This is a genomic window from Thermomonospora curvata DSM 43183 (genome assembly GCF_000024385.1).
Classification (GTDB): domain Bacteria; phylum Actinomycetota; class Actinomycetes; order Streptosporangiales; family Streptosporangiaceae; genus Thermomonospora; species Thermomonospora curvata.
The window spans coordinates 5,063,949-5,083,480 of record NC_013510.1 but is presented as its reverse complement, the minus strand read 5'-3'; the positions used below and the strand labels follow the sequence as shown (position 1 = coordinate 5,083,480).

Here is a 19,532-nt window from a genome sequence, read left to right as displayed (position 1 = left end):
ACGGGCGCCGCCGGTGTGCACGGCGCCCGCGCGGGATCGGTAGCCTGACGTTCGTGAGTGACAGCCAGCAGCAGGACTACGAGGACCTCCCGGAGCAGATGCGGGTGCGCCGGGAGAAGCTCGCCCGGCTCAGGGAGAGCGGCATCGACCCCTACCCGGTGAACTTCCCCCGGACGGCCACCCTGGCCGAGGTTCGCGAGCGCTACCCCGATTTGGAACCCGGTACCGAGACCGGCGACAAAGTCGGCGTCGCCGGACGCGTCATGCTGCTGCGCAACACCGGCAAACTGTGCTTCGCCACCATCCGGGACGGCACCGGGCAGATCCAGGTGATGCTGTCGCAGGCCCGGGTGGGCGAGGAGGCGCTGGCCTCCTGGAAGCGGGATGTGGACCTCGGCGACCACATCGGCGTCGAGGGCGAGGTCGTCACCTCCCGGCGCGGCGAGCTGTCGGTCATGGCCGACCGCTACGCGATCACCTCCAAGTGCCTGCGCCCGCTGCCGGAAAAGCACGCCGGGCTGACCGACCCGGAGGCCCGGGTGCGGCTGCGGTACGTGGACCTGATCGTCAACGACGAGGCCCGCCGCATGGCCTACCTGCGCAGCGACACCGTGCGCGCGGTGCGGGACTTCTGGCACGAGGAGGGGTACCTCGAGGTCGAGACCCCGATGCTGCAGCCGATCCACGGCGGCGCGGCGGCGCGTCCGTTCGTCACCCACATCAACGCCTACGACATGGACCTGTACCTGCGGATCGCCATCGAGCTGTACCTGAAGCGGCTGGTGGTCGGCGGGATCGACAAGGTCTTCGAGATCAACCGCAACTTCCGCAACGAGGGTGCCGACTCCACCCACAACCCCGAGTTCACCATGCTCGAGGCCTACGGCACCTACCTGGACTACAACGACATGGCGGTGCTGACCCAGCGGATGTACCAGCGGGCGGTGCAGGCCGCGCTGGGCACCACCGTGGTCGTCCACAAGGGCCAGGAGGTCGATCTGGGGCTGGAGGAGTGGCCGCGGATCACGCTGTACGGCTCGGTGTCGGAGGCGCTCGGCGAGGAGATCACCCCGCACACCCCGCTGGAGCAGGTGCGCAAGCTGGCCGACGCCCGCCAGATCGCCTGGGATCCCAAGTGGGGGCAGGGCCGGCTGGTTCAGGAGCTGTTCGAGGAGCTCGTCGAGCACACCTTGATCCAGCCCACCTTCGTGATGGACTACCCGCTGGAGACCTCGCCGCTGACCCGCCAGCACCGCTCCGAGCCGCTGCTGACCGAAAAGTGGGATCTGATCGGGTTCGGCACCGAGCTGGGCACCGCCTACAGCGAGCTGATCGACCCGATCGAGCAGCGCCGCCGGCTGACCGAGCAGTCGCTGCTGGCAGCCGGGGGCGATCCGGAGGCCATGCAGCTGGATGAGGACTTCCTGCGGGCGCTGGAGTACGGCATGCCGCCCACCGGCGGGGTGGGCGTCGGGATCGACCGGATGATCATGGCGTTCACCGGCAAGGGCATCCGGGAGACGATCCTGTTCCCGCTCGTCAAGCCCAACTGAGGGCCGCCGGTGCCGTCGTCGGCGCGGCCCGCTGAGCGCTTCCCGGGCAGATCTTGACAGCGCCCCGGGAACGTGAAATGTGTCCGAAAACCCCTCGGCGGGCTTGCCGAGAAGGGGCTCAAAGGCCGTACAGCGGGCCGTGCCGGCGGCGGCCTGCCGCGCCGGATGAACTCAGAGTCACTATTCGGTCGCGAAAGATGAGCTGTTTGGGACGTCCGAAAAGGTCCCAACTCGAGTGTGTCGAAGTACGCCCTCGATGCGGCCGGGCAAGCCGGATCGAGGGAGGGCGGCTGATGAGAGTTTCGTTGCCGCAGGTCACCGCGTCGGCACCCGGAGCGGTGCGACAGGGGATCACTGACGGCAAGGGAGAGTACTACGTATCGTCACCTTTGCGCGCTTGACGGTCCACTATCGGCCGCCTAGCGTTCCGTGCCGTAGTGCACCATAACGTTTCACGATCATCACTGCCGGATGGTCGGGGACATGAGAAGGGATGGGCGGAAGAGGCTCGATCATGACCCATTCCGGACACGCATGCCCCCCTTCCGGCATCTGCGGCAGTGACGGCAGGGGGATCCGGCGGGTGCCCAACCCGCTGCAAGCCGCCTGCGGCGTCCCCTGGGCCGAACCGCTCCGGATCGAGCCGATCTGGCGTGGACCCTCCACTGAATGGTTACCCAACCACGCCCAGCAGCGCCAGATATCGGGGGCATCGGCCGCATTCGGCCATCAGGACGAGCGCCGCCTGCCCCGGCGCATCGAAGCGGCAAGGAGACCGGACAGGGGGACCGCGAGGAAATCAGCTGCGAGGAAACCAGCAAGGTCTCCGGTGAATCCAATCCATACGCGCGACCCGTCGGCTGTTGTGGGCCGGTCGACAACCCCTCACCCCGCCATCATGCGCGTACTGATCCAGGCCTACCCGTACCTATGCGGCACGCAGCCGCATCCCCGCGGTCATTACCACGGACGAGGGAGGACGGAGTGGAACAGGCCACACTCGCACGTCGTGGCACCGATGAGCCGTGCCTGAGCGAGGAGGAGATCCGGCTGCTGGCACAGATCGCCAGCGGGGTCACCGCCGATGTCGCGGCGCGCAGGCTGGAGCTGAGCGCCCGGACGCTGCGCCGCCGCCTGCGGACGATCTGCGATCGGCTGGATGTGAACACCCCCATCGAGGCCGTCGTCTGGGCGGCCAAGAGGCAGCTGATCTAGCGTCGTCCGCGGCGCCGATCCGGCCGGCACAGTGCCGGAACCCATGCCGGCGGCGGAACCCCTCGCCGAACCGCCGAGGCATCCCCCCGGCATCAGCACACGGCGACATGCCACACCACGGGGGACGTGTCGCCTGTAGCGGCGTGTCACGGACATAGGAGCCTTCCTCGATCCGCGCACCGTCGGCCGCGGCACCGGGCCGCGACGGGGGAGGTTCGACCGACGGGGCCGGGCCTTGCATGGCCTGGCCCCGTTCGCCGTCTTCGGGGAAGCGGTCATGGCGGCAGGCGGGGCGCCCGTCAGGCCACCCGGACCGCACCGGCGTAGGGACGGCCGTCGATGGAGTCGATCTTGACCACGTCACCGGTGCGCGGCGCGTGGATCATCTTGCCGTTGCCGATGTACAGCCCCACGTGGTGCAGGTCGGAGTAGAAGAACACCAGGTCGCCCGGTGCCAGCTGACTGCGGGAGATGCGCGTGCCGGCGTTCCACTGGCTGCCGGTGTAGTGCGGCAGGTTGATGCCGACCTGCTTGTAGGCCCACATCACCAGCCCGGAGCAGTCGAAGGCGTTGGGACCGGCGGCGCCCCACACATACGGCTTGCCCAGCTTGGTCATCGCATGGCGCAGCGCCTGGGCCGCCTTGCCGTCGCCGACCACCGGCAGCTCCACCAGCGCCTCGGGGTCGCGCTTGATGACCTGGCCGCGGATCTTCTCGTAGAGCTCGACGACCTCCTTGCGCTGCCGCTCCAGCTGCGCGCGCAGCGTCTCGACCTGCCGGGCGCGGTCCTCGGCGGACTTGCGGGCGCGCTGGGCGGCCTGCATGGCCTCCATCAGGCCCTGCACCTTGGTGCCGTCCTGGGTGGCGAAGTAGCGCAGCGTGGCGGCCTGGTCCAGCAGCTGCTGGGGGTCCTCGCCGGTGATCATCGCCACCGCGGGGTCCACCCCGCTTTGCATGTAGGTGGTGGCGGCCAGCGTGCTGACCTTCTCCCGGATGGCCTCCAGCGCCTCCTCCTGCCGGGCGGCGTTGGCGGCGGCGACCTTGGCGGCCCGCTTGGCCTGCGCCAGCTGCACCCGCAGGCCGTTGTACTTTTCGGTCAGCTGCTCCAGCCGGTCGGCGAGCCGGTGGGCCTGCTCGGTCAGCTCCTTGGTGGAAGGATCGGGGTCGGCGTGCGCCGGCGCGACGGGCAGCAGCCCCGAGGCGATCAGCATGGCCCCGGCCACCACGGCGGTCCGCACGCGGGCACCCAGGGAACGGCCCCGGGCCGCCGGGCGCATGGCCGCGGCCGGCACCGGATCGAGTTCGGAGCGGGTGAGCTCCACGAGCACAATCTCCTTCCTGGACCGCCTACCGGGTTAGCTGACGGGTTCGGGCTAGGAGCAGCCCTACCGCGACCGGCGCGCCCGGGTGCGCCGGAACGGATTCACCCCGGGGGAACACCCTCCATTGGGTCCGACGGAGCCGGCCGGCTCCTGCCTGCCCAGGGGAACTGTCGGTGGGTCCCCGGCTTCGCCGACCGCTGGCTGCGTCCGGCGAACTCGGCGGTTTCAGCGTCTGCATTCGCTGCGATGCCAGCGTCGCAGACTAACGAAGTCGCCGCGCGCTGCCAACCAGAACGGCGGAATTCACAGGCCTCCGAGAGAGTGATCCACACGACGGCGGCGGTGGGCGGTATGCCCGGCAACGGTGACCGATGGCGCTTGCCGACCGATTACGCTCACCTGATTGTGGAGGTCACGATCAGGCGGGCCCGGACGGCCGACGTCCCCGCGATCCGCCGGCACATCGACACGTACGCGGGCACCGGCAGGACGCTGAGGAAGTCGACCGTGACCCTCTATGAGGACATCCAGGAGTTCTGGGTCGCCGAGGACGCCGAGCTCGGCGTCGTCGGCTGCGGAGCACTGCACGTGATGTGGGAGGATCTGGCCGAGGTCCGCTCGGTCGCGGTGGACCCGCGCTGCAGCGGCCGGGGCATTGGGCACCGGATCGTCAGCAGGCTGCTGGAAACCGCCCGAGAACTCGGCGTGCGACGGGTCTTCTGCCTTACCTTCGAAGTGGAGTTCTTCGCGCGTCATGGCTTCCGCCCGATTCAGGGCACACCGGTGTCGCCTGAGGTGTACGAAGAGCTCTTGCGTTCTTATGACGAAGGCGTGGCCGAGTTCCTCGATCTCGACCGCGTGAAGCCGAACACCTTGGGCAACACCCGGATGCTGCTTCGCCTGGAGGAGTGACCATAGCGATGAGCGACCCGTACCGCGGGCGGCGACACTACAACCCGCACTGGCAGGGCGGCCATCCGCCCGCTCAGTGGCAGCAACAGCCCGCGCCGGGGCAATGGCAGGAACCGACGCCCTATGCCCATGGCGGGTATGGCGGTTATCAGGACTCGGCCGTGGACCTGCCGCAGGCGCCCATTCACCGCAGAGCGCTGGCCCGGTTGATGGACAACGCTCTTGTGGCGGTGTTCGGATTCGCGCTCGTGCTGCCGATCGCCTTCGGCGTGATCGGCCTGGACGCGCCGGGCAGCGATACCCGCACCGAGGGCGGAGTGTGGAACTGGCCGATCATCATCACGCTCTTCGTGGTCCTGGCGATCCTGCCTTTCATCTATGAGGCGGTTCAACTGTCCTTGTGGGGTCACACTCTCGGTAAGCGAGTGCTCGGGATGAGCGTGGTGCGGGCCGATCCGCTCGGCGATCCGATGACGGTGCCGCAGGCGGTCTGGCGGGCGGCCATCAACAACATCGGCTACCAGATCGGCCTGTTCTTCTTCTTGATCCTGATGGTCATGGTCTGGGAGTACGCCGCCTACGGGCTGCTGCTGGCCGCGGTGGGCACGCTGCTGGCCTATCTGTGGGCGATCTGGGACGAGCCGCTCCACCAGGCCGTGCACGACCGCTTCGCCGATACGGTCGTCGTCGATGACCGTATCGTCCATGAGGACGACCATTACGGCTACGACGAATAAACCCATATGCACGACGAGGGACACCAAGAGGGCCGTAAGGAAGAGGGCCTGGAGGAAGGGCCGGCCGAGCCTGCGCAACGGCTGGTCGCCCGGGTGGTGGACACCCTCGTGGTGGGGCTGCCGGTGATGCTGGTGGTCCACTCGCAGGCCCTGGGGCTGTCCAGGCCCACCGCGGATCTGGTCGCCGTGCCGGTCCTGGCGGCCCTGCTGCTGGTCTACGAGTGGCTCCAGCTGGCGCTGTGGGGCCGGACGCTCGGCAAGCGCCTGGTCGGCCTGGAGGTGGTGGCCGAGCGCCCGGGTGCGGGCCTGGGGCACCGCCGGGCGCTGCTGCGCTCGGCGGTGTACGCGCTGCCGATCGCCCTTCGGCCGGTGCCGCTGCTGGGGCCGGTGGCCGGGCTGTTTTGGGTGGTGAACGCGGGTCTGGTATTGGAGGAGACGCGACGGCGGGCACTGCACGACCGTTTTGCGGGTACCGTTGTGATACGGCGCGCGCAGCCGCAGACAACGGCGGATGGCGCCCCCGGACGATGAGTACGCCGCGACCGGCACGGCGTGGCGGGCCGGCCCGGATACCGGCCGGCGAAGAGGGCGGGGTGAGCCGATAGGAGCTTTCCTGCCCTATCCGGCTCAGGTGAGTTGATAACCACCGGGGCGGGCCACTACGGATTTCGTGGCCTGAGCGCGCCTTCCGGTCTGCCGGGCCGCGCCGAGAGCCGATGTCACCGGCTCTGACGCTACCGGCGCATTCCGTAGCCTTGACCGGCTTAGCGATGTTACCCAAGGGTTAATCGAAGGAGCCGGAGGGGACCTGGGAGCTCCGTTAAGATGGTACTGGGCACATTTTTCCCGTATCTTTCTCTCTAACCGTGCCTTGTGGAGAGGCAGGGTCGCCGTGCAGGGCGGCTCTCGGTCTTTAGCCGGGATGCTTCGTTTCGCCCGCCGGCCCAAGATCGCCATCGTCCCCGGTGATCGGCCATGGCACAAAACGCCCATGCGAGGGCGGTCTGCCGCGATGGGCGGCCGGACAATTCAACCGCTGCGGGGCGGTCACCCTCCCCGCCCGCCGAGTAAGCCGGGCATAGCGGAATCGCTTCCCCCGATTACGGGGAGTTACCGCCCCTAGCCGGAAACTCCGTCGCGCCGCGTTGAATTGTCATCCGCAAGCCCTTCGGTATATCTTCAGAAACCGAATGTAGTTTGCTCCGGCGGAAAGGTCTGTCCCCATGGCACAGAAGGTTCAGGTGCTTCTCGTCGACGACCTCGACGGTGGCGAGGCGGACGAGACCGTGTCGTTCGCGCTCGATGGCACCTCCTATGAGATCGACCTGAGTGGCGAAAACGCAAAGAAGCTGCGGGAATCCCTGAGGCCCTTCGTGGAGCACGCCCGGAAGGCGGGCACCACTCGTCGCCGTCGCTCCCGCGGTGCCTCCAGCCGCGAGCGCAGCGCGGACATCCGCGCTTGGGCCAAGGCGCGCGGCATCAAGGTCAATGAGCGCGGCCGGATTCCGGCGAGCGTCGTGGAACAGTACGAGGCGGCTCACTGATTGCGTCATCTGGCAACGGCCCGTCCGCCATCACCGGCGGACGGGCCGTTCGCTTGCGGCGAAGCGCCGCGGCGCCGCCGGCGGCCCGCCGGGTGCCCGCCGCGCCCGCCTGCTCGGCTCGAACCCCCTGCGGCTAGGGGAAACGCGCAGGTCAAGGCGGGTTTGAGAATCTTGTTGCCGTCCTTTGATGATCTCCTGACCACGATAGTGCCGTCGTTCGCTTGGGGCGTAGCGGGAACATGCCGCGCCCACGTGGTAGTTGGATGGGGATGAACAGCGCTTAGCTGGGGAACGTCTCCTGGTGGGAGTGCACCGGGTGGCCTCCTCGGGGCGGGCTAGCATGCGGAAGGACGGGTCCGGACATATCGGGCTTGATCCAACCGCTCTGTGAGGAGCGACGAGATGTTCGAGAGGTTCACCGACCGCGCGCGGCGGGTCGTCGTCCTGGCCCAAGAAGAGGCCCGGATGCTCAACCACAACTACATCGGCACCGAGCACATCCTCCTTGGGCTGATCCACGAGGGGGAGGGCGTCGCCGCCAAGGCACTGGAGAGCCTGGGGATCAGCCTTGAGGCGGTGCGGCAGCAGGTCGAGGAGATCATCGGCCAGGGGCAGCAGGCTCCTTCTGGGCACATTCCGTTCACTCCGCGGGCCAAGAAGGTGCTGGAGCTGTCGCTGCGCGAGGCGCTGCAGCTCGGTCACAACTACATCGGCACCGAGCACATCCTTCTCGGCCTGATCCGCGAGGGCGAGGGCGTGGCCGCCCAGGTGCTGGTCAAGTTGGGGGCGGACCTGAACCGGGTGCGCCAGCAGGTGATCCAGCTGCTGCACGGTTACACCCAGGGCAAGGAGCCCGCATCGACCGGGCCCTCGGAGTCGACCCCGTCCACCTCGCTGGTGTTGGACCAGTTCGGCCGCAACCTGACCCAGGCCGCCCGCGAGGGCAAGCTCGACCCGGTCATCGGCCGGGAGAAGGAAATCGAGCGGGTCATGCAGGTGCTGTCGCGGCGGACCAAGAACAACCCGGTGCTGGTCGGCGAGCCCGGCGTGGGCAAGACCGCGGTGGTCGAGGGTCTGGCGCAGAAGATCGTCAAGGGCGAGGTGCCCGAGACCCTCAAGGACAAGCAGCTGTACACCCTCGACCTGGGGGCGCTGGTCGCCGGGTCCCGCTACCGCGGTGACTTCGAAGAGCGGCTGAAGAAGGTCCTCAAGGAGATCCGCACCCGCGGCGACATCATCCTGTTCATCGACGAGCTGCACACCCTGGTGGGCGCCGGCGCCGCCGAGGGCGCCATCGACGCCGCCAGCATCCTCAAGCCGATGCTGGCCCGCGGCGAGCTGCAGACCATCGGCGCCACCACGCTGGATGAGTACCGCAAGCACCTGGAGAAGGACGCCGCGCTGGAGCGCCGCTTCCAGCCCATCCAGGTGGCCGAGCCGTCGCTGAGCCACACCATCGAGATCCTCAAGGGGCTGCGCGACCGGTACGAGGCGCACCACCGCGTCTCCATCACCGACGGCGCGCTGGTGGCGGCCGCCCAGCTGGCCGACCGCTACATCTCCGACCGGTTCCTGCCCGACAAGGCCATCGACCTGATCGACGAGGCCGGTTCCCGCATGCGCATCCGCCGCATGACCGCCCCGCCGGACCTGCGCGAGTACGACGAGAAGATCGCCCAGGTGCGCCGGGAGAAGGAATCGGCGATCGACGAGCAGGACTTCGAGAAGGCCGCCGCGCTGCGCGACAAGGAAAAGCAATTGCTGGCGGCCAAGGCGCAGCGGGAGAAGGAATGGAAGGCCGGCGACATGGACGTGGTCGCCGAGGTGACCGAGGAACTGATCGCCGAGGTCCTGGCCACGGCCACCGGCATTCCGGTCTTCAAGCTGACCGAGGAGGAGACCTCCCGGCTGCTGCGCATGGAGGAGGAACTGCACAAGAGGGTCATCGGGCAGGAAGACGCCATCAAGGCCCTCTCGCAGTCCATCCGGCGCACCCGGGCGGGCCTGAAGGACCCCAAGCGCCCCGGCGGCTCGTTCATCTTCGCCGGCCCCTCGGGCGTCGGTAAGACCGAGCTGTCGAAGACTTTGGCGGAGTTCCTCTTCGGCGACGAGGACGCGCTGATCCAGCTCGACATGAGCGAGTTCATGGAGAAGCACACCGTCTCGCGCCTGTTCGGTTCTCCGCCGGGATATGTCGGCTATGAGGAGGGCGGCCAGCTCACCGAGAAGGTGCGCCGCAAGCCCTTCTCCGTGGTGCTGTTCGACGAGATCGAAAAGGCGCACCCGGACATCTTCAACAGCCTGCTGCAGATTCTGGAGGACGGCCGGCTGACCGATGCCCAGGGCCGGACGGTGGACTTCAAGAACACCATCATCATCATGACCACCAACCTGGGCACCCGGGACATCTCCAAGGGCCAGTCGCTGGGCTTCGCCCGTCCCGACGACCACGTCGGCGACTACGAGCGGATGAAGGCCAAGGTCCAAGAGGAGCTCAAGCAGCACTTCCGGCCCGAGTTCCTCAACCGGGTGGACGACATCGTGGTCTTCCACCAGCTGACCCCCAAGGAGATCATCCAGATCGTGGATCTGATGATCGCCCGGGTGGACGAGCGGCTGCGCGACCGGGACATGGGCATCGAGCTCAAGCAGGAGGCCAAGCAGCTGCTGGCCGAGCGCGGCTACGACCCGGTGCTGGGCGCCCGTCCGCTGCGCCGCACCATCCAGCGCGAGATCGAAGACAGCCTGTCGGAGAAGATCCTCTACGGCGAGCTGAAGCCCGGTCAGATCGTGCTGGTGGGCGTGGAGGGCTCCGGCGAGTCGGCCAAGTTCACCTTCACCGGCATGCCCAAGCCGTCCACCGTTCCCGACACCCCGCCGCCGGTGGAGGGCGCGGTCAACTTCAACAAGGATTGACGGTCTGCAGACCGGCCACAAAGGGCCCGCACCGCCTTCGGTGCGGGCCCTTTGCCGTCGCCGGGCCGGCGCCGACCGGCCCGACACCCCCGGCCGAGACGCGCTTGCGCCGGTCATGATCAACCAGCCGGGGCGCCGCGCCGCAGGTGAAAAGCGGCGTGGCGCAGCTGGGCACCTTCCCCGGTGGCGCGGACTGGTGATCCGCGTGAGACCCAAGGGGAGGAAGATGAAGAAGACACGCATGCCCTGGAGCGTGGCCTGCCTGGCGGCCGCGAGCGGGGTCGCCCTGGCGCTGATTCCCGGAGCGGCGGCCCGGGCGCAGGCGCCGGCCCTCGAGGTGATCGCCGAAGGACTCAACAACCCGCGCGGCGTCACACTGCTGCAGGACGGCACCATCTTGGTGGCCGAGGCCGGGACGGGCGGCAAGGACATGTGCGTCGGCACCGGCGCAGGCCGGCGGTGCCTGGGCCGCAGCGGTGCGATCTACCAGATCAGGGGTCACCGCCAGGGCCGGGTGGTGCAGGGCCTGCCGTCGGTCGGCGACGGTGCGGGCCGGGAGGTCGTCGGGCCGGTCGATGTGACGGTCTCAGACGGGGAGTACGTGGTGCTCAGCGGCGCCGGGATGGACGTCCGGGAGCGCGCCCGCTACGGCCCGCACGCCCGGCCGCTGGGCACCGTGTACCGGGTGCCGGCGGACGGGCGCGACGTCCGGGTCATCGCCGACCTGGTGGCCTACGAGAGCCGGCCGGACCGGATGCGCACGCGCGACGGCGCGGTCTCCCAGACCGCGCACTCCAACCCGTGGCGGCTGGTGCCGGCGAGCGAGGGCTGGCTGGTGACCGACGCGGGCACCGACGACCTGCTCGGGGTGCGTGCGGACGGCACCATCACCACCGAGGCGGTTTTCGGGCACGATGCGACCGCCGCCACCGCCGGCCGGTCCGCCCGCGCCGACGCCGTCACCGAGCTGGCGGCCCACCTGGTGCCCGTCGGCACGGCCGGTGCGCAGCCTGTCGCAAAGAGCGGGAAGGCCAAGGGCAAGAAGGGGAGCAAGGCCGGGCGGGCCGCCGAGGCCACCGCGGTGCAGTCGCTGCCCACCGGCATCGTGCGCGGCCCGGACGGCGCCTACTACGTCGGCGAGCTGGCGGGCATGGTGCCCGGGGCGGCCCGGGTCTGGCGGTACGTGCCGGGGCAGCGGCCGCAGGTGATCGCCTCCGGCCTGACCGCGATCAGCGACATGGCGCTGGACGGGAACGGCGACCTGGTGGTGCTCAGCATGAGCGGCGGCTACGGCGCCGGCGGCAAGCCGACCGCCGGGTCGCTCCACCGGATCGACCTGCAGACGCTGACCAGAACGGAGATCCCCACCGGCGGCCGCCTGACGATGCCGACCGGCATGGCGATCGGCCAGGACGGCGCCATCTACATCTCCAACAAGGGCACCGGAAACGGGGCCGGGCAACTGGTGCGCGTGAGGTCCTGACCGTACCGGGGGCGTTGAACGCATGGCGGCCTCCGGACGGGTTCCGGAGGGCCGCCATGCGTGCGTCCGAGCATGCGGGGGAGTGGGAAATTCGGTCGTGATGTGGGGTTCTGGGCCACCCTCGCCCCTTAATGGACGAAGATCGGATGGTGACGATCCTCAAGCAGGCCCGGCGCCGAACGGGTCCGGTGACCCCCGCCGCGACCGTGCCCGCGGCGGGTTTCACCCTGGGCGATGTGGACACCGTTGTGTGGGACCATACGGCGGCCCGCCGCGGGCGGAGCGGCCGGCCCGCCCTCGCCGAGGCGGAACCCGTGACGTTCCACGCCGGCAATACCATCAAGCGAGGCGGATGACATGCGCTTCAGGCACCGCGACGGCACTCTCGTGCACGTGGCGTACTGCACCAACGTTCACCCTGCCGAGGACCTGGACGGGGTGATCGCCCAGTTCACCCGGTACGCCCGCCCCATCCGCGACCGGCTGGGCGTGGACCGGATGGGGGTGGGGCTGTGGCTGTCCCGCCCCGTGGCCGACACGCTGACCGCCGACCCCGGCGAGCTGCTGCGGCTGCGCCGCGCCGTCGAGAAGGCCGGGCTGGAGGTCATCACCCTCAACGGCTCCCTCTACCAGGGGTTCCAGTCCGAAAACGTCAAGTACGACGCCTACCATCCGGACTGGACCCAGCCCGAGCGCATGCGCTACACCCTCGACCTGGCCCGGATCCTCACCCGGCTGCTGCCGGAGGATGTGCGCTGGGGCAGCATCTCCACCCTGCCGCTGGCCTGGCGGGAGCCCTGGTCGCGAGCCCAAGACGAGCTGGCCCGGCGGCGGCAGGACCGGCTGGACCGGGAGATGACCGCGCTGGCCTCGGCCACCGGCCGGACGATCCGGGTGGGCTTTGAGCCCGAGCCGGGCTGCCTGGTGGACTCGGCCGCCCGGGCCGCCGAGCGCCTGCTGGGCGGCCGGCGTTTCCTGGGGGTGTGCCTGGACGCCTGCCACCTGGCATTGGGCTTTGAGGAGCCGGCCGAGGCCCTGCGGCGGCTGTCGGAGGCCGGCCTGCCGGTGGTGAAGTTCCAGGCGTCCTGCGCCCTGCAGGTCGATCGGCCCGCCGATCCGGCCGCCCGGCGGGCGCTGGCGGCCTTCGCCGAGCCGCGCTTTCTGCACCAGACCAGGGAGCGGGGCGTCGCGGACGGCGTCGATGACCTGGACGCGGCGCTGGAGGGGGAGCTTCCCGGCGACCAGGAGTGGCGGGTGCACTTCCACGTCCCGCGCAACGCCGTCCTTCCCCAGGAGCTGGGCACCACCCGAGCGGTGCTGGCCGAGGCGCTGGAGGCCCTGTTCGGCGGGGAGCGGGCGCTGACCGATCACGTGGAGGTGGAGACCTACAACTGGGACGTGCTGCCCGGGCACCGGCTGACCAAGGAGTCCCTCATCGAGGGCATCGCCGCCGAGCTGGCCTGGACCCGCGAGCAGCTGGTCCGGCTGGGGCTCAAAGAGGAGAGCTGACCGGCGGGCGCCGGCGGTCAGGAGGGGAGCGCGTAGCGGCCGTCCTCCAGCGGGTCGACCAGCCCGTCGGCGATCAGGCCGTCCAGGGCGCGCTCGCGCTGGATCGGGTCGGACCAGACCACATCCAGCGCGGCCTTCTCCACCGGGCCGTCGGCCTCGCGCAGCACGGCCAGCAGGCGGCCCCGGCACTGCCGGTCGGTGCCGGCATAGGCCTGGCCGCGCCGGGGCGGGCCGTCGTAGGCCGGGCGTCCGGCGCGCTGCCAGGCGCACTCGGCCAGCACCGGGCAGTCCACGCAGCGGGGGTTGCGGGCGGTGCACACCAGCGCGCCCAGTTCCATGATCGCCACCGACCAGCGGGCGGCGGTGGGCGCGTCGTGCGGCAGCAGGGACTCGGCCAGCGCGACCTCGGCGGCCGTCTGTGACCTGGGCGGGTACTCCACCCCGCCGATCAGGCGGGCCAGCACGCGGCGCACGTTGGTGTCCAGCACGGCGTGGCGCTGCCGGTAGGCGAAGCTGGCCACCGCCGCGGCGGTGTAGGCGCCGATGCCGGGCAGCTCCCGCAGCGCCTCGTAGGAGGAGGGGACCTGCCCGCCGTGCCGTTCGGTGATGGCCACCGCGCAGGCGTGCAGGCGCAGCGCCCGGCGCGGGTAGCCCAGCCGGCCCCAGGCGCGGACGGCCTCACCGGAGGGCTCGGCGGCCAGCGCGGCGGGGGTGGGCCAGCGCTCCATCCACCGCCGCCAGATGGGCAGGACGCGGGCCACCGGGGTCTGCTGCAGCATGACCTCGCTGACCAGGATGCCCCAGGGGGTGGCGTCCGGAGCGCGCCAGGGCAGGTCGCGGGCGTGCTCGGCGTACCAGCCCAGGATCGGCTCGGTGTAGCGGACGGCGTTCGGCACGGCTGTGGTCATGACAGCTCGCCATCCTGCCACGGAGCCGCCATGCGGCGGCCATGGCCCGGCCATGGCTCTGCCACGGCGCGTCGCCACGGCCGTCCAGTGCCCTAAAACCATACTGTCCGCATGTATCCAACTACCGAAAGTGATGACAATGCGGTGTACTGGCGTCGCCGGGCGGTGGTGCTCGGCGGGATGCTGGCGGTGGTGGGGCTGCTGGCGTGGGCGTGCGGCGGGGACGGCGAGCGGGCCGACATGGTGGGGGCGATGGCTACTCCCTCGCCTTCGCTGGGGGGAATCACCGCGGGAATCCCGCCGATTCCCACGCATACGCCGACGCCCGGGCCCACCGCGACCGGGTCCGCCAAGGCCGCCCGGTCCGGTGGGGCCCGCCAGAGGGGTGTCTGCGCGCCCCGCGACGTGGTGGTGACCTTGTCGATGGACGGGGAGGTCTACCCGGCCGGTCGCAAGCCCCGCTTCCACCTGTCGGTGGTCAACACCGGCCGCCGCACCTGCGCCTTCGACGTGGGGCCGGCGGCGCTGCGGCTGCAGATCACCTCCGGGCGGGACCGGATCTGGTCGTCGGCGCACTGCGCCGGGAGCGACGGGACGTCCCGGCAGCGGCTGCGCCGGGGCGTGCCGTACCTGCGGACGATCGTGTGGGACCGCCGGCGCTCGGCGGAAGGCTGCCCGCGCGAGCGCGCGGCGGCGCGGCCGGGCACCTATGTGGCCAAGGTGAAGGGCAAGGGCGTCATCCGGGACGGCACGCAGGTGTTCCGGCTTCGCTGACCCCCGCCCGCCGTGCCCGTTCCAGGCCCGCCACGAACCGGCTCAGCAGGCGGGCGAACTCGGCGCGTTCGGCGTCGTTCCAGTCCTCCATCGCCGCGGCGAACACCCGCCGCCGGAAGCGGTGCACCCGCTCGGTCAGCTCCCGGCCCTTGGCGGTGCGCTCCAGCAGGGTCCGCCGGCCGTCGGCCTGGTCGGCCACGCGCCGCACCAGGCCCGCCTCGACGGCGGCGGCGACCAGCCTGCTGGCCCGGGGCTGGTCGACCCCCAGCGCCGCGGCCGCCGCGCCGACCGTGACCGGCTCGCCGTCCGCCTCGGCGGCCTCGATGACGTCCAGCACGTCGAAGACTGCGCCGCTCACCGGGTCGGCCCCGCTCAGCGCGGCCAGCGACCGCCGCCGCTGGGAGCGCCGGATGGCGACCATGGCCCGCTCGATGGCGGCCAGTTCCGGGTTGCCGGCCATACCCCTCCAATGCATAATCAAATACAACTAGATGTAATTTTACATGTATTGGACGGGGCAATGCCGAACGGGACGGACAAGCCGATCGGGTACTGGGTGCGGTCCCTGGACGGGCTGCTGGAGACCCTGCTGGACCGGGACCTGGCCGACATGGGCGTCGGCCGCCGGCACTGGCAGCTGCTGAACACCCTCCAGGCCGGGCCGCTGGAGGAGGGCGCCCTCGCCGAGCGGCTGCGGCCGTTCTGGAGGGAAGGCGCGATCACCCTGGCCGAGGTCATCGGCGACCTGACCGAGCGCGGCTGGCTGGAACCGGACGGCGCCGGCCGTCACCGCCTCACGGCGGGCGGCAGGGCCGCGCACGCCCGCCTGGCCGAGCGCATCGCGGCCACCCGGCGGCACCTCGCCGAGGGCGTCACCGCCGAGGAGTACGCCGTCACCGTGGACGTGCTGCGCCGGATGACGGCCAACGCCCGGGCGCGGCTTTGAACGCCGCCGATCGCGGCCGAGACGTTCCCTTCCGGGATGCGCCGTGGCGGCGGGCCTTATCTCCGCCGCGCCGTTTCCGCGAGCCGGGACGGGTGCAGATCGCCCGGTTGAACCTCGCCGGGCGCGGCCTTTTCGGGACTTCGCCGCCGGCGGATGGCGATCTCAACCGCGCATGATCGCTGCAACGCCAGAGCCGAGGCGTGGGAAAACAAAAGACAACCCCGAAAAGCGGAGAAAAATCATGCACGGCGTCCCGCAGCGGGCGCCGGGGATCAAACGTAGCGTTCCAGAATGGAGGACTCGGCCAGGCGGGACAGCCCCTCCCGGACGCTGCGGGCGCGGGATTCGCCGACCCCGTTGACCGATTGCAGGTCGTCGATGCTGGCGGCCAGCAGTTTCTGCAGCCCGCCGAAGTGCTCCACCAGACCCTCCACGACCACGCCCGGCAGCCGCGGCACTTTGGCCAGCAGGCGGTAGCCCTTGGGGCTGACCGGGATGTCCAGGGCGTCCGGGCCGGAGTAGCCCATCACCTCGGCGACCGTGGTCAGGTCCAGCAGCTCGGTGGCGCTCAGCGCGTCCAGGGCCTGCAGTACCTCGGTGAAGTCGCGGGCGGACTCTCCTTGGGGCAGGTAGTCGCGCACGATCAGCTCACGGTCGGTGTCTACCCCGGAGACCAGCTCGTCCAGCTGCAGCGACAGCAGCCGGCCGTCGGTGCCCAGCTCCACCACATAGCCTTCGATCTCGTCGGCGATGCGGCGGACCATCTCCAGCCGCTGCACCACGGCGGTGACGTCCCGGACGGTGACCAGGTCCTCGATCTCCAGCGCCGACAGGGTGCCGGAGACCTCATCCAGGCGGAGCTTGTAGCGCTCCAGCGTGGCCAGCGCCTGGTTGGCCTTGGACAGGATGGCCGCCGAGTCCTCCAGCACGTAGCGGTGCCCGTCCAGGTAGAGGGCGATGATCCGCATCGACTGGCTGACCGAGATCACCGGGTGGCCGCTCTGCTTGGCCACCCGCTCGGCGGTGCGGTGCCGGGTGCCGGACTCCTCGGTGGGGATGGTCGGGTCGGGCACCAGGTGCACGGCCGCCCGCACGATGCGCGAATGGTCGTTGTCCAGCACGATCGCGCCGTCCATCTTGGCCAGCTCGCGCAGCCGGGTGGCGGAGAACTCCACGTCGAGCTCAAAGCCCCCCGAGCACAGCTTTTCCACGACCGGGTCATAACCCAAGACGATCAGGCCGCCGGTGTTCCCCCGCAAAATCCGCTCCAGCCCGTCGCGAAGAGCCGTGCCCGGCGCGACCGCGGCCAGCGTGGCGCGGCGCCTTTCGTCGTGCCCCTTGTCGTGTGTGACTCCCACTGGACCCCCGCAGGTCGCTGGACGGCGATTAGTTTACCGAGCCGCCTCGGCGGGCGGCTCGTCCTCAACGCCGCGGCAAACGTTGTGTGGATTATTGCGCACAGCTGACGCGGCGCTGACTCTGATGGTCAGGGAGCGGTGAAGGCGACCTGAAGCGCCTGGTTCAGGTTATCGACCTCCATGACCCGCATGCCCTCGTAACTGACCGCCTGGAGTTCGGCGCGGCGCAGCGGGGAGGCCTCGCCCAGCTCCAGCGAGCCCTTGGGGACGACGGCGGATTTGAAGCCCAGCCGGCCGGCCTCGGCCAGCCGCCGCGGCACGCCGGGCACCGCCCGCACCTCCCCGGCCAGGCCGACCTCCCCCAGCGCGATGACGTTGGGCGACAGGGGCTGCTCCACGGTGGAGCCGGCCACCGCCAGCGCCACCGCCAGGTCCACCGAGGTCTCCGCCAACCGCACCCCGCCGACCGTGGAGACGTACACGTCTTGATCGTGCATGGCGATCTGGCAGCGCCGCGACAGCACCGCCAGCACCATCGCCACCCGCGAGGCGTCCAGCCCGCTGGTGGCGCGGCGCGGGGCCGGCAGGAACGACTTGGCCACCAGCGCCTGCACCTCGGCCACCAGCGGGCGGCGGCCCTCCAGCGTGACGGTCACGCAGGTGCCGGGCACCGGCTCCTCCCGGCGGGTCAAAAACAGCCCGCTGGGGTCGGCCAGCCCCACGATGCCGACCTCCGACAGGTCGAAGCAGCCCAGCTCGTCGGTGGGGCCGTAGCGGTTCTTGACCGCGCGGATCATGCGCAGCCGGCTGTGCCGGTCGCCCTCGAAGTACAGCACCACATCGACCAGGTGCTCCAGCAGCCGGGGACCGGCGATCGCCCCGTCCTTGGTGACGTGGCCGACCAGCACGGTGGTGATGGAACGCTCCTTGGCCACCCGGATCAAGTTGGCGGTGACCTCGCGGATCTGGGTGACGCCGCCGGGGGCGCCCTCCACCTCGGCGGCGCCGATGGTCTGGATGGAGTCCACCACCAGCAGCTTGGGCTCCACCTCCTCCACGTGCCCCAGCACGGTCGACAGCTCGGTCTCGGCGGCCAGGTACAGCCCGTCGGTGACCGCGCCCACCCGGTCGGCGCGCAGCCGCACCTGCTCGGCCGACTCCTCGCCGGTCACATACAGCACCGGGGTGCGCGCGGCGGCCAGCGCGGCGACCTCCAGCAGCAGGGTGGACTTGCCGATGCCGGGCTCGCCGGCCAGCAGCAGCACCGCCCCGGGCACCATGCCGCCGCCCAGCACCCGGTCCAGCTCATCCAGCCCGGTCGGCTGCATCTGCGCCGACTGCACGTCCACCTCGCCGATCGGGCGGGCGGGGGCGCTGACCGGGCCGGCGGTGATCACCCGCGGCGGCGCGGCGGCGCCCGCCTCGCTCACGGTGCCCCAGGCCTGGCATTCGCCGCAGCGCCCGACCCACTTGGAGGTCTGCCAGCCGCACTCGGTGCAGCGGTAGGCCGGTTTGCCGGTCTTCGCCTTCGCCATAACCCGAAACAGTATTGAGAGCGACCGACAGAACCGCTCAGTAGTAGCGCCACCAGAGGTTGACGGCGTAGTCGACCTCGCAGCCGGGATGCTCGGCCAGGAACGTCTCGGCCAGCTCGGCGGGGAACTCGATGCGCAGCACGGCGGCCAGGTCCTCGCGGCGCTCGAACAGCCAGCGGATCAGCAGCGGCTCCCGCTGGAACCCCTGGCGCGCCCAGAAGCGCTCCACCGCCTGCGGGTCGTAGGAGGGCAGCCAGCGGCGGAACCAGCCGCCGAAGGTGGAGCGGGTGGCGTCATTGTCGATGATCATGGCGGCCCCGCCGCGCCGCACCACCCGGCGCAGCTCGGCCAGCCCCGGCTCGCAGCCCGGCCCGAAGAAGTACGCCCAGCGCGCGTGCACCACGTCCACCGAGGCGTCCGGCAGCGGGATCGCCTGGGCGGCGCCGACGCGCACCGTCACGTTCGGCAGGTCGCGCACCCGCCGCCGGGCCGCCGCCGCCAGGCCCGAGTGCGGCTCCACGCCCACCACCCGCGCCGCCTCGCGGGCGAACATCGGCAGGTGGTAGCCGGTGCCGCAGCCCAGGTCCAGCACGTGGGCGCCGTCCCAGGGCCGGATTCGGCGCATGGCGGCCTCCAGCAGCCCGTCGGGGTCCACGGCGCGGTTTTCCAGCTCGTAGACCTGCGGGGAATTCCAGATGTTGGGGCTGGGCACGGCGCCCGCCGCGATCTCGACCACGACCTGTGAGGGTAGTGGGGTTCATCGGGCGGGAAGGCGGCCCCCAGGGTTCCCCGCGAATATTGAAAAAGATTCGGTGTTACC

18 protein-coding genes and 1 riboswitch are annotated in these 19,532 nt (G+C 70.5%); of the genes, 12 read left to right on the top strand and 6 right to left on the bottom strand.

What is annotated here, in order from left to right:
• The first annotated feature begins 53 nt into the window (after positions 1–53).
• A complete protein-coding gene (gene lysX / locus TCUR_RS22050; RefSeq protein ID WP_012854792.1) occupies positions 54–1,553 on the top strand; it encodes a bifunctional lysylphosphatidylglycerol synthetase/lysine--tRNA ligase LysX in 1,500 nt (499 codons plus the stop codon).
• A gap of 930 nt (positions 1,554–2,483) precedes the next feature.
• Complete coding sequence (locus TCUR_RS22045) at positions 2,484–2,768, top strand: LuxR C-terminal-related transcriptional regulator (protein WP_342610157.1); 285 nt, start codon at positions 2,484–2,486, stop codon at positions 2,766–2,768.
• A gap of 299 nt (positions 2,769–3,067) precedes the next feature.
• Here TCUR_RS22045 and TCUR_RS22040 read toward each other — a convergent pair whose 3' ends face one another.
• A complete protein-coding gene (locus tag TCUR_RS22040; protein ID WP_012854790.1) occupies positions 3,068–4,090 on the bottom strand; it encodes an NlpC/P60 family protein in 1,023 nt (340 codons plus the stop codon).
• 7 nt (positions 4,091–4,097) lie between these two features.
• Positions 4,098–4,322, bottom strand: a riboswitch (cyclic di-AMP (ydaO/yuaA leader).
• 119 nt (positions 4,323–4,441) lie between these two features.
• Here TCUR_RS22040 and TCUR_RS22035 point away from each other — a divergent pair.
• The 8 genes from TCUR_RS22035 (at position 4,442) to eboE (ending at position 13,191) form a co-directional block, all read left to right on the top strand.
• Complete coding sequence (locus tag TCUR_RS22035) at positions 4,442–5,002, top strand: amino-acid N-acetyltransferase (RefSeq protein ID WP_012854789.1); 561 nt, start codon at positions 4,442–4,444, stop codon at positions 5,000–5,002.
• Between the two features lie 8 nt (positions 5,003–5,010).
• Complete coding sequence (locus TCUR_RS22030) at positions 5,011–5,739, top strand: RDD family protein (protein ID WP_012854788.1); 729 nt, start codon at positions 5,011–5,013, stop codon at positions 5,737–5,739.
• A gap of 6 nt (positions 5,740–5,745) precedes the next feature.
• Positions 5,746–6,270: an RDD family protein gene (locus TCUR_RS22025; RefSeq protein ID WP_012854787.1), complete on the top strand. Its 525-nt coding sequence runs from the start codon at positions 5,746–5,748 to the stop codon at positions 6,268–6,270.
• Positions 6,271–6,962: 692 nt separating this feature from the next.
• Positions 6,963–7,283 carry a histone-like nucleoid-structuring protein Lsr2 gene (locus TCUR_RS22020; RefSeq protein WP_012854786.1) on the top strand — a complete coding sequence of 107 codons (321 nt, stop codon included), beginning with the start codon at positions 6,963–6,965 and terminating at the stop codon, positions 7,281–7,283.
• A gap of 402 nt (positions 7,284–7,685) precedes the next feature.
• The gene (locus TCUR_RS22015) at positions 7,686–10,199 is read left to right on the top strand and encodes an ATP-dependent Clp protease ATP-binding subunit (protein WP_012854785.1); all 2,514 of its coding nucleotides are present in this window, start codon (positions 7,686–7,688) and stop codon (positions 10,197–10,199) included.
• A 226-nt stretch (positions 10,200–10,425) separates the two neighbouring features.
• Positions 10,426–11,682, top strand: a complete 1,257-nt coding sequence (locus tag TCUR_RS22010; protein WP_012854784.1) for a ScyD/ScyE family protein — start codon at positions 10,426–10,428, stop codon at positions 11,680–11,682.
• A 146-nt stretch (positions 11,683–11,828) separates the two neighbouring features.
• Positions 11,829–12,038 carry a hypothetical protein gene (locus TCUR_RS22005; RefSeq protein ID WP_012854783.1) on the top strand — a complete coding sequence of 70 codons (210 nt, stop codon included), beginning with the start codon at positions 11,829–11,831 and terminating at the stop codon, positions 12,036–12,038.
• Position 12,039: 1 nt separating this feature from the next.
• Positions 12,040–13,191 carry a metabolite traffic protein EboE gene (eboE, locus tag TCUR_RS22000; protein ID WP_012854782.1) on the top strand — a complete coding sequence of 384 codons (1,152 nt, stop codon included), beginning with the start codon at positions 12,040–12,042 and terminating at the stop codon, positions 13,189–13,191.
• 17 nt (positions 13,192–13,208) lie between these two features.
• On the opposite strand, the gene TCUR_RS21995 is transcribed toward eboE, so the two are convergent.
• Positions 13,209–14,099, bottom strand: a complete 891-nt coding sequence (locus TCUR_RS21995) for an HhH-GPD family protein (RefSeq protein WP_012854781.1) — start codon at positions 14,097–14,099, stop codon at positions 13,209–13,211.
• Positions 14,100–14,210: 111 nt separating this feature from the next.
• On the opposite strand from TCUR_RS21995, the gene TCUR_RS21990 reads away from it, so the two are divergent.
• Positions 14,211–14,873 carry a hypothetical protein gene (locus tag TCUR_RS21990; RefSeq protein WP_012854780.1) on the top strand — a complete coding sequence of 221 codons (663 nt, stop codon included), beginning with the start codon at positions 14,211–14,213 and terminating at the stop codon, positions 14,871–14,873.
• On the opposite strand, the gene TCUR_RS21985 is transcribed toward TCUR_RS21990, so the two are convergent.
• Complete coding sequence (locus TCUR_RS21985; protein WP_012854779.1) at positions 14,836–15,333, bottom strand: MarR family winged helix-turn-helix transcriptional regulator; 498 nt, start codon at positions 15,331–15,333, stop codon at positions 14,836–14,838. The two genes, TCUR_RS21990 and TCUR_RS21985, sit on opposite strands and share 38 nt — an antisense overlap.
• Positions 15,334–15,393: 60 nt before the next feature.
• On the opposite strand from TCUR_RS21985, the gene TCUR_RS21980 reads away from it, so the two are divergent.
• The gene (locus tag TCUR_RS21980; protein ID WP_012854778.1) at positions 15,394–15,819 is read left to right on the top strand and encodes a MarR family winged helix-turn-helix transcriptional regulator; all 426 of its coding nucleotides are present in this window, start codon (positions 15,394–15,396) and stop codon (positions 15,817–15,819) included.
• A 272-nt stretch (positions 15,820–16,091) separates the two neighbouring features.
• Here the strand turns inward: TCUR_RS21980 and disA are convergent, their stop codons facing one another.
• The 3 genes from disA to TCUR_RS21965 all read right to left on the bottom strand — a co-directional run bounded on the left by disA (position 16,092) and on the right by TCUR_RS21965 (position 19,367).
• Positions 16,092–17,177 (bottom strand): DNA integrity scanning diadenylate cyclase DisA, encoded by a 1,086-nt coding sequence (gene disA / locus TCUR_RS21975; protein WP_012854777.1) that lies wholly within the window; start codon positions 17,175–17,177, stop codon positions 16,092–16,094.
• 128 nt (positions 17,178–17,305) lie between these two features.
• Positions 17,306–18,712 (bottom strand): DNA repair protein RadA, encoded by a 1,407-nt coding sequence (gene radA, locus TCUR_RS21970; protein WP_012854776.1) that lies wholly within the window; start codon positions 18,710–18,712, stop codon positions 17,306–17,308.
• Between the two features lie 37 nt (positions 18,713–18,749).
• Positions 18,750–19,367 (bottom strand): class I SAM-dependent methyltransferase, encoded by a 618-nt coding sequence (locus tag TCUR_RS21965; protein ID WP_217265554.1) that lies wholly within the window; start codon positions 19,365–19,367, stop codon positions 18,750–18,752.
• Positions 19,368–19,532: the final 165 nt, after the last annotated feature.

Coding starts and splice junctions, on each gene's coding strand:
- TCUR_RS22045 (WP_342610157.1), top strand. CDS start 2,484: ATGCGGCACGCAGCCGCATCCCCGCGGTCATTACCACGGACGAGGGAG.
- TCUR_RS22035 (WP_012854789.1), top strand. CDS start 4,442: ATGCCCGGCAACGGTGACCGATGGCGCTTGCCGACCGATTACGCTCAC.
- TCUR_RS22030 (WP_012854788.1), top strand. CDS start 5,011: ATGAGCGACCCGTACCGCGGGCGGCGACACTACAACCCGCACTGGCAG.
- TCUR_RS22025 (WP_012854787.1), top strand. CDS start 5,746: ATGCACGACGAGGGACACCAAGAGGGCCGTAAGGAAGAGGGCCTGGAG.
- TCUR_RS22020 (WP_012854786.1), top strand. CDS start 6,963: ATGGCACAGAAGGTTCAGGTGCTTCTCGTCGACGACCTCGACGGTGGC.
- TCUR_RS22015 (WP_012854785.1), top strand. CDS start 7,686: ATGTTCGAGAGGTTCACCGACCGCGCGCGGCGGGTCGTCGTCCTGGCC.
- TCUR_RS22010 (WP_012854784.1), top strand. CDS start 10,426: ATGAAGAAGACACGCATGCCCTGGAGCGTGGCCTGCCTGGCGGCCGCG.
- TCUR_RS22005 (WP_012854783.1), top strand. CDS start 11,829: ATGGTGACGATCCTCAAGCAGGCCCGGCGCCGAACGGGTCCGGTGACC.
- eboE (WP_012854782.1), top strand. CDS start 12,040: ATGCGCTTCAGGCACCGCGACGGCACTCTCGTGCACGTGGCGTACTGC.
- TCUR_RS21995 (WP_012854781.1), bottom strand. CDS start 14,099: ATGACCACAGCCGTGCCGAACGCCGTCCGCTACACCGAGCCGATCCTG.
- TCUR_RS21990 (WP_012854780.1), top strand. CDS start 14,211: ATGTATCCAACTACCGAAAGTGATGACAATGCGGTGTACTGGCGTCGC.
- TCUR_RS21985 (WP_012854779.1), bottom strand. CDS start 15,333: ATGGCCGGCAACCCGGAACTGGCCGCCATCGAGCGGGCCATGGTCGCC.
- TCUR_RS21980 (WP_012854778.1), top strand. CDS start 15,394: ATGCCGAACGGGACGGACAAGCCGATCGGGTACTGGGTGCGGTCCCTG.
- radA (WP_012854776.1), bottom strand. CDS start 18,712: ATGGCGAAGGCGAAGACCGGCAAACCGGCCTACCGCTGCACCGAGTGC.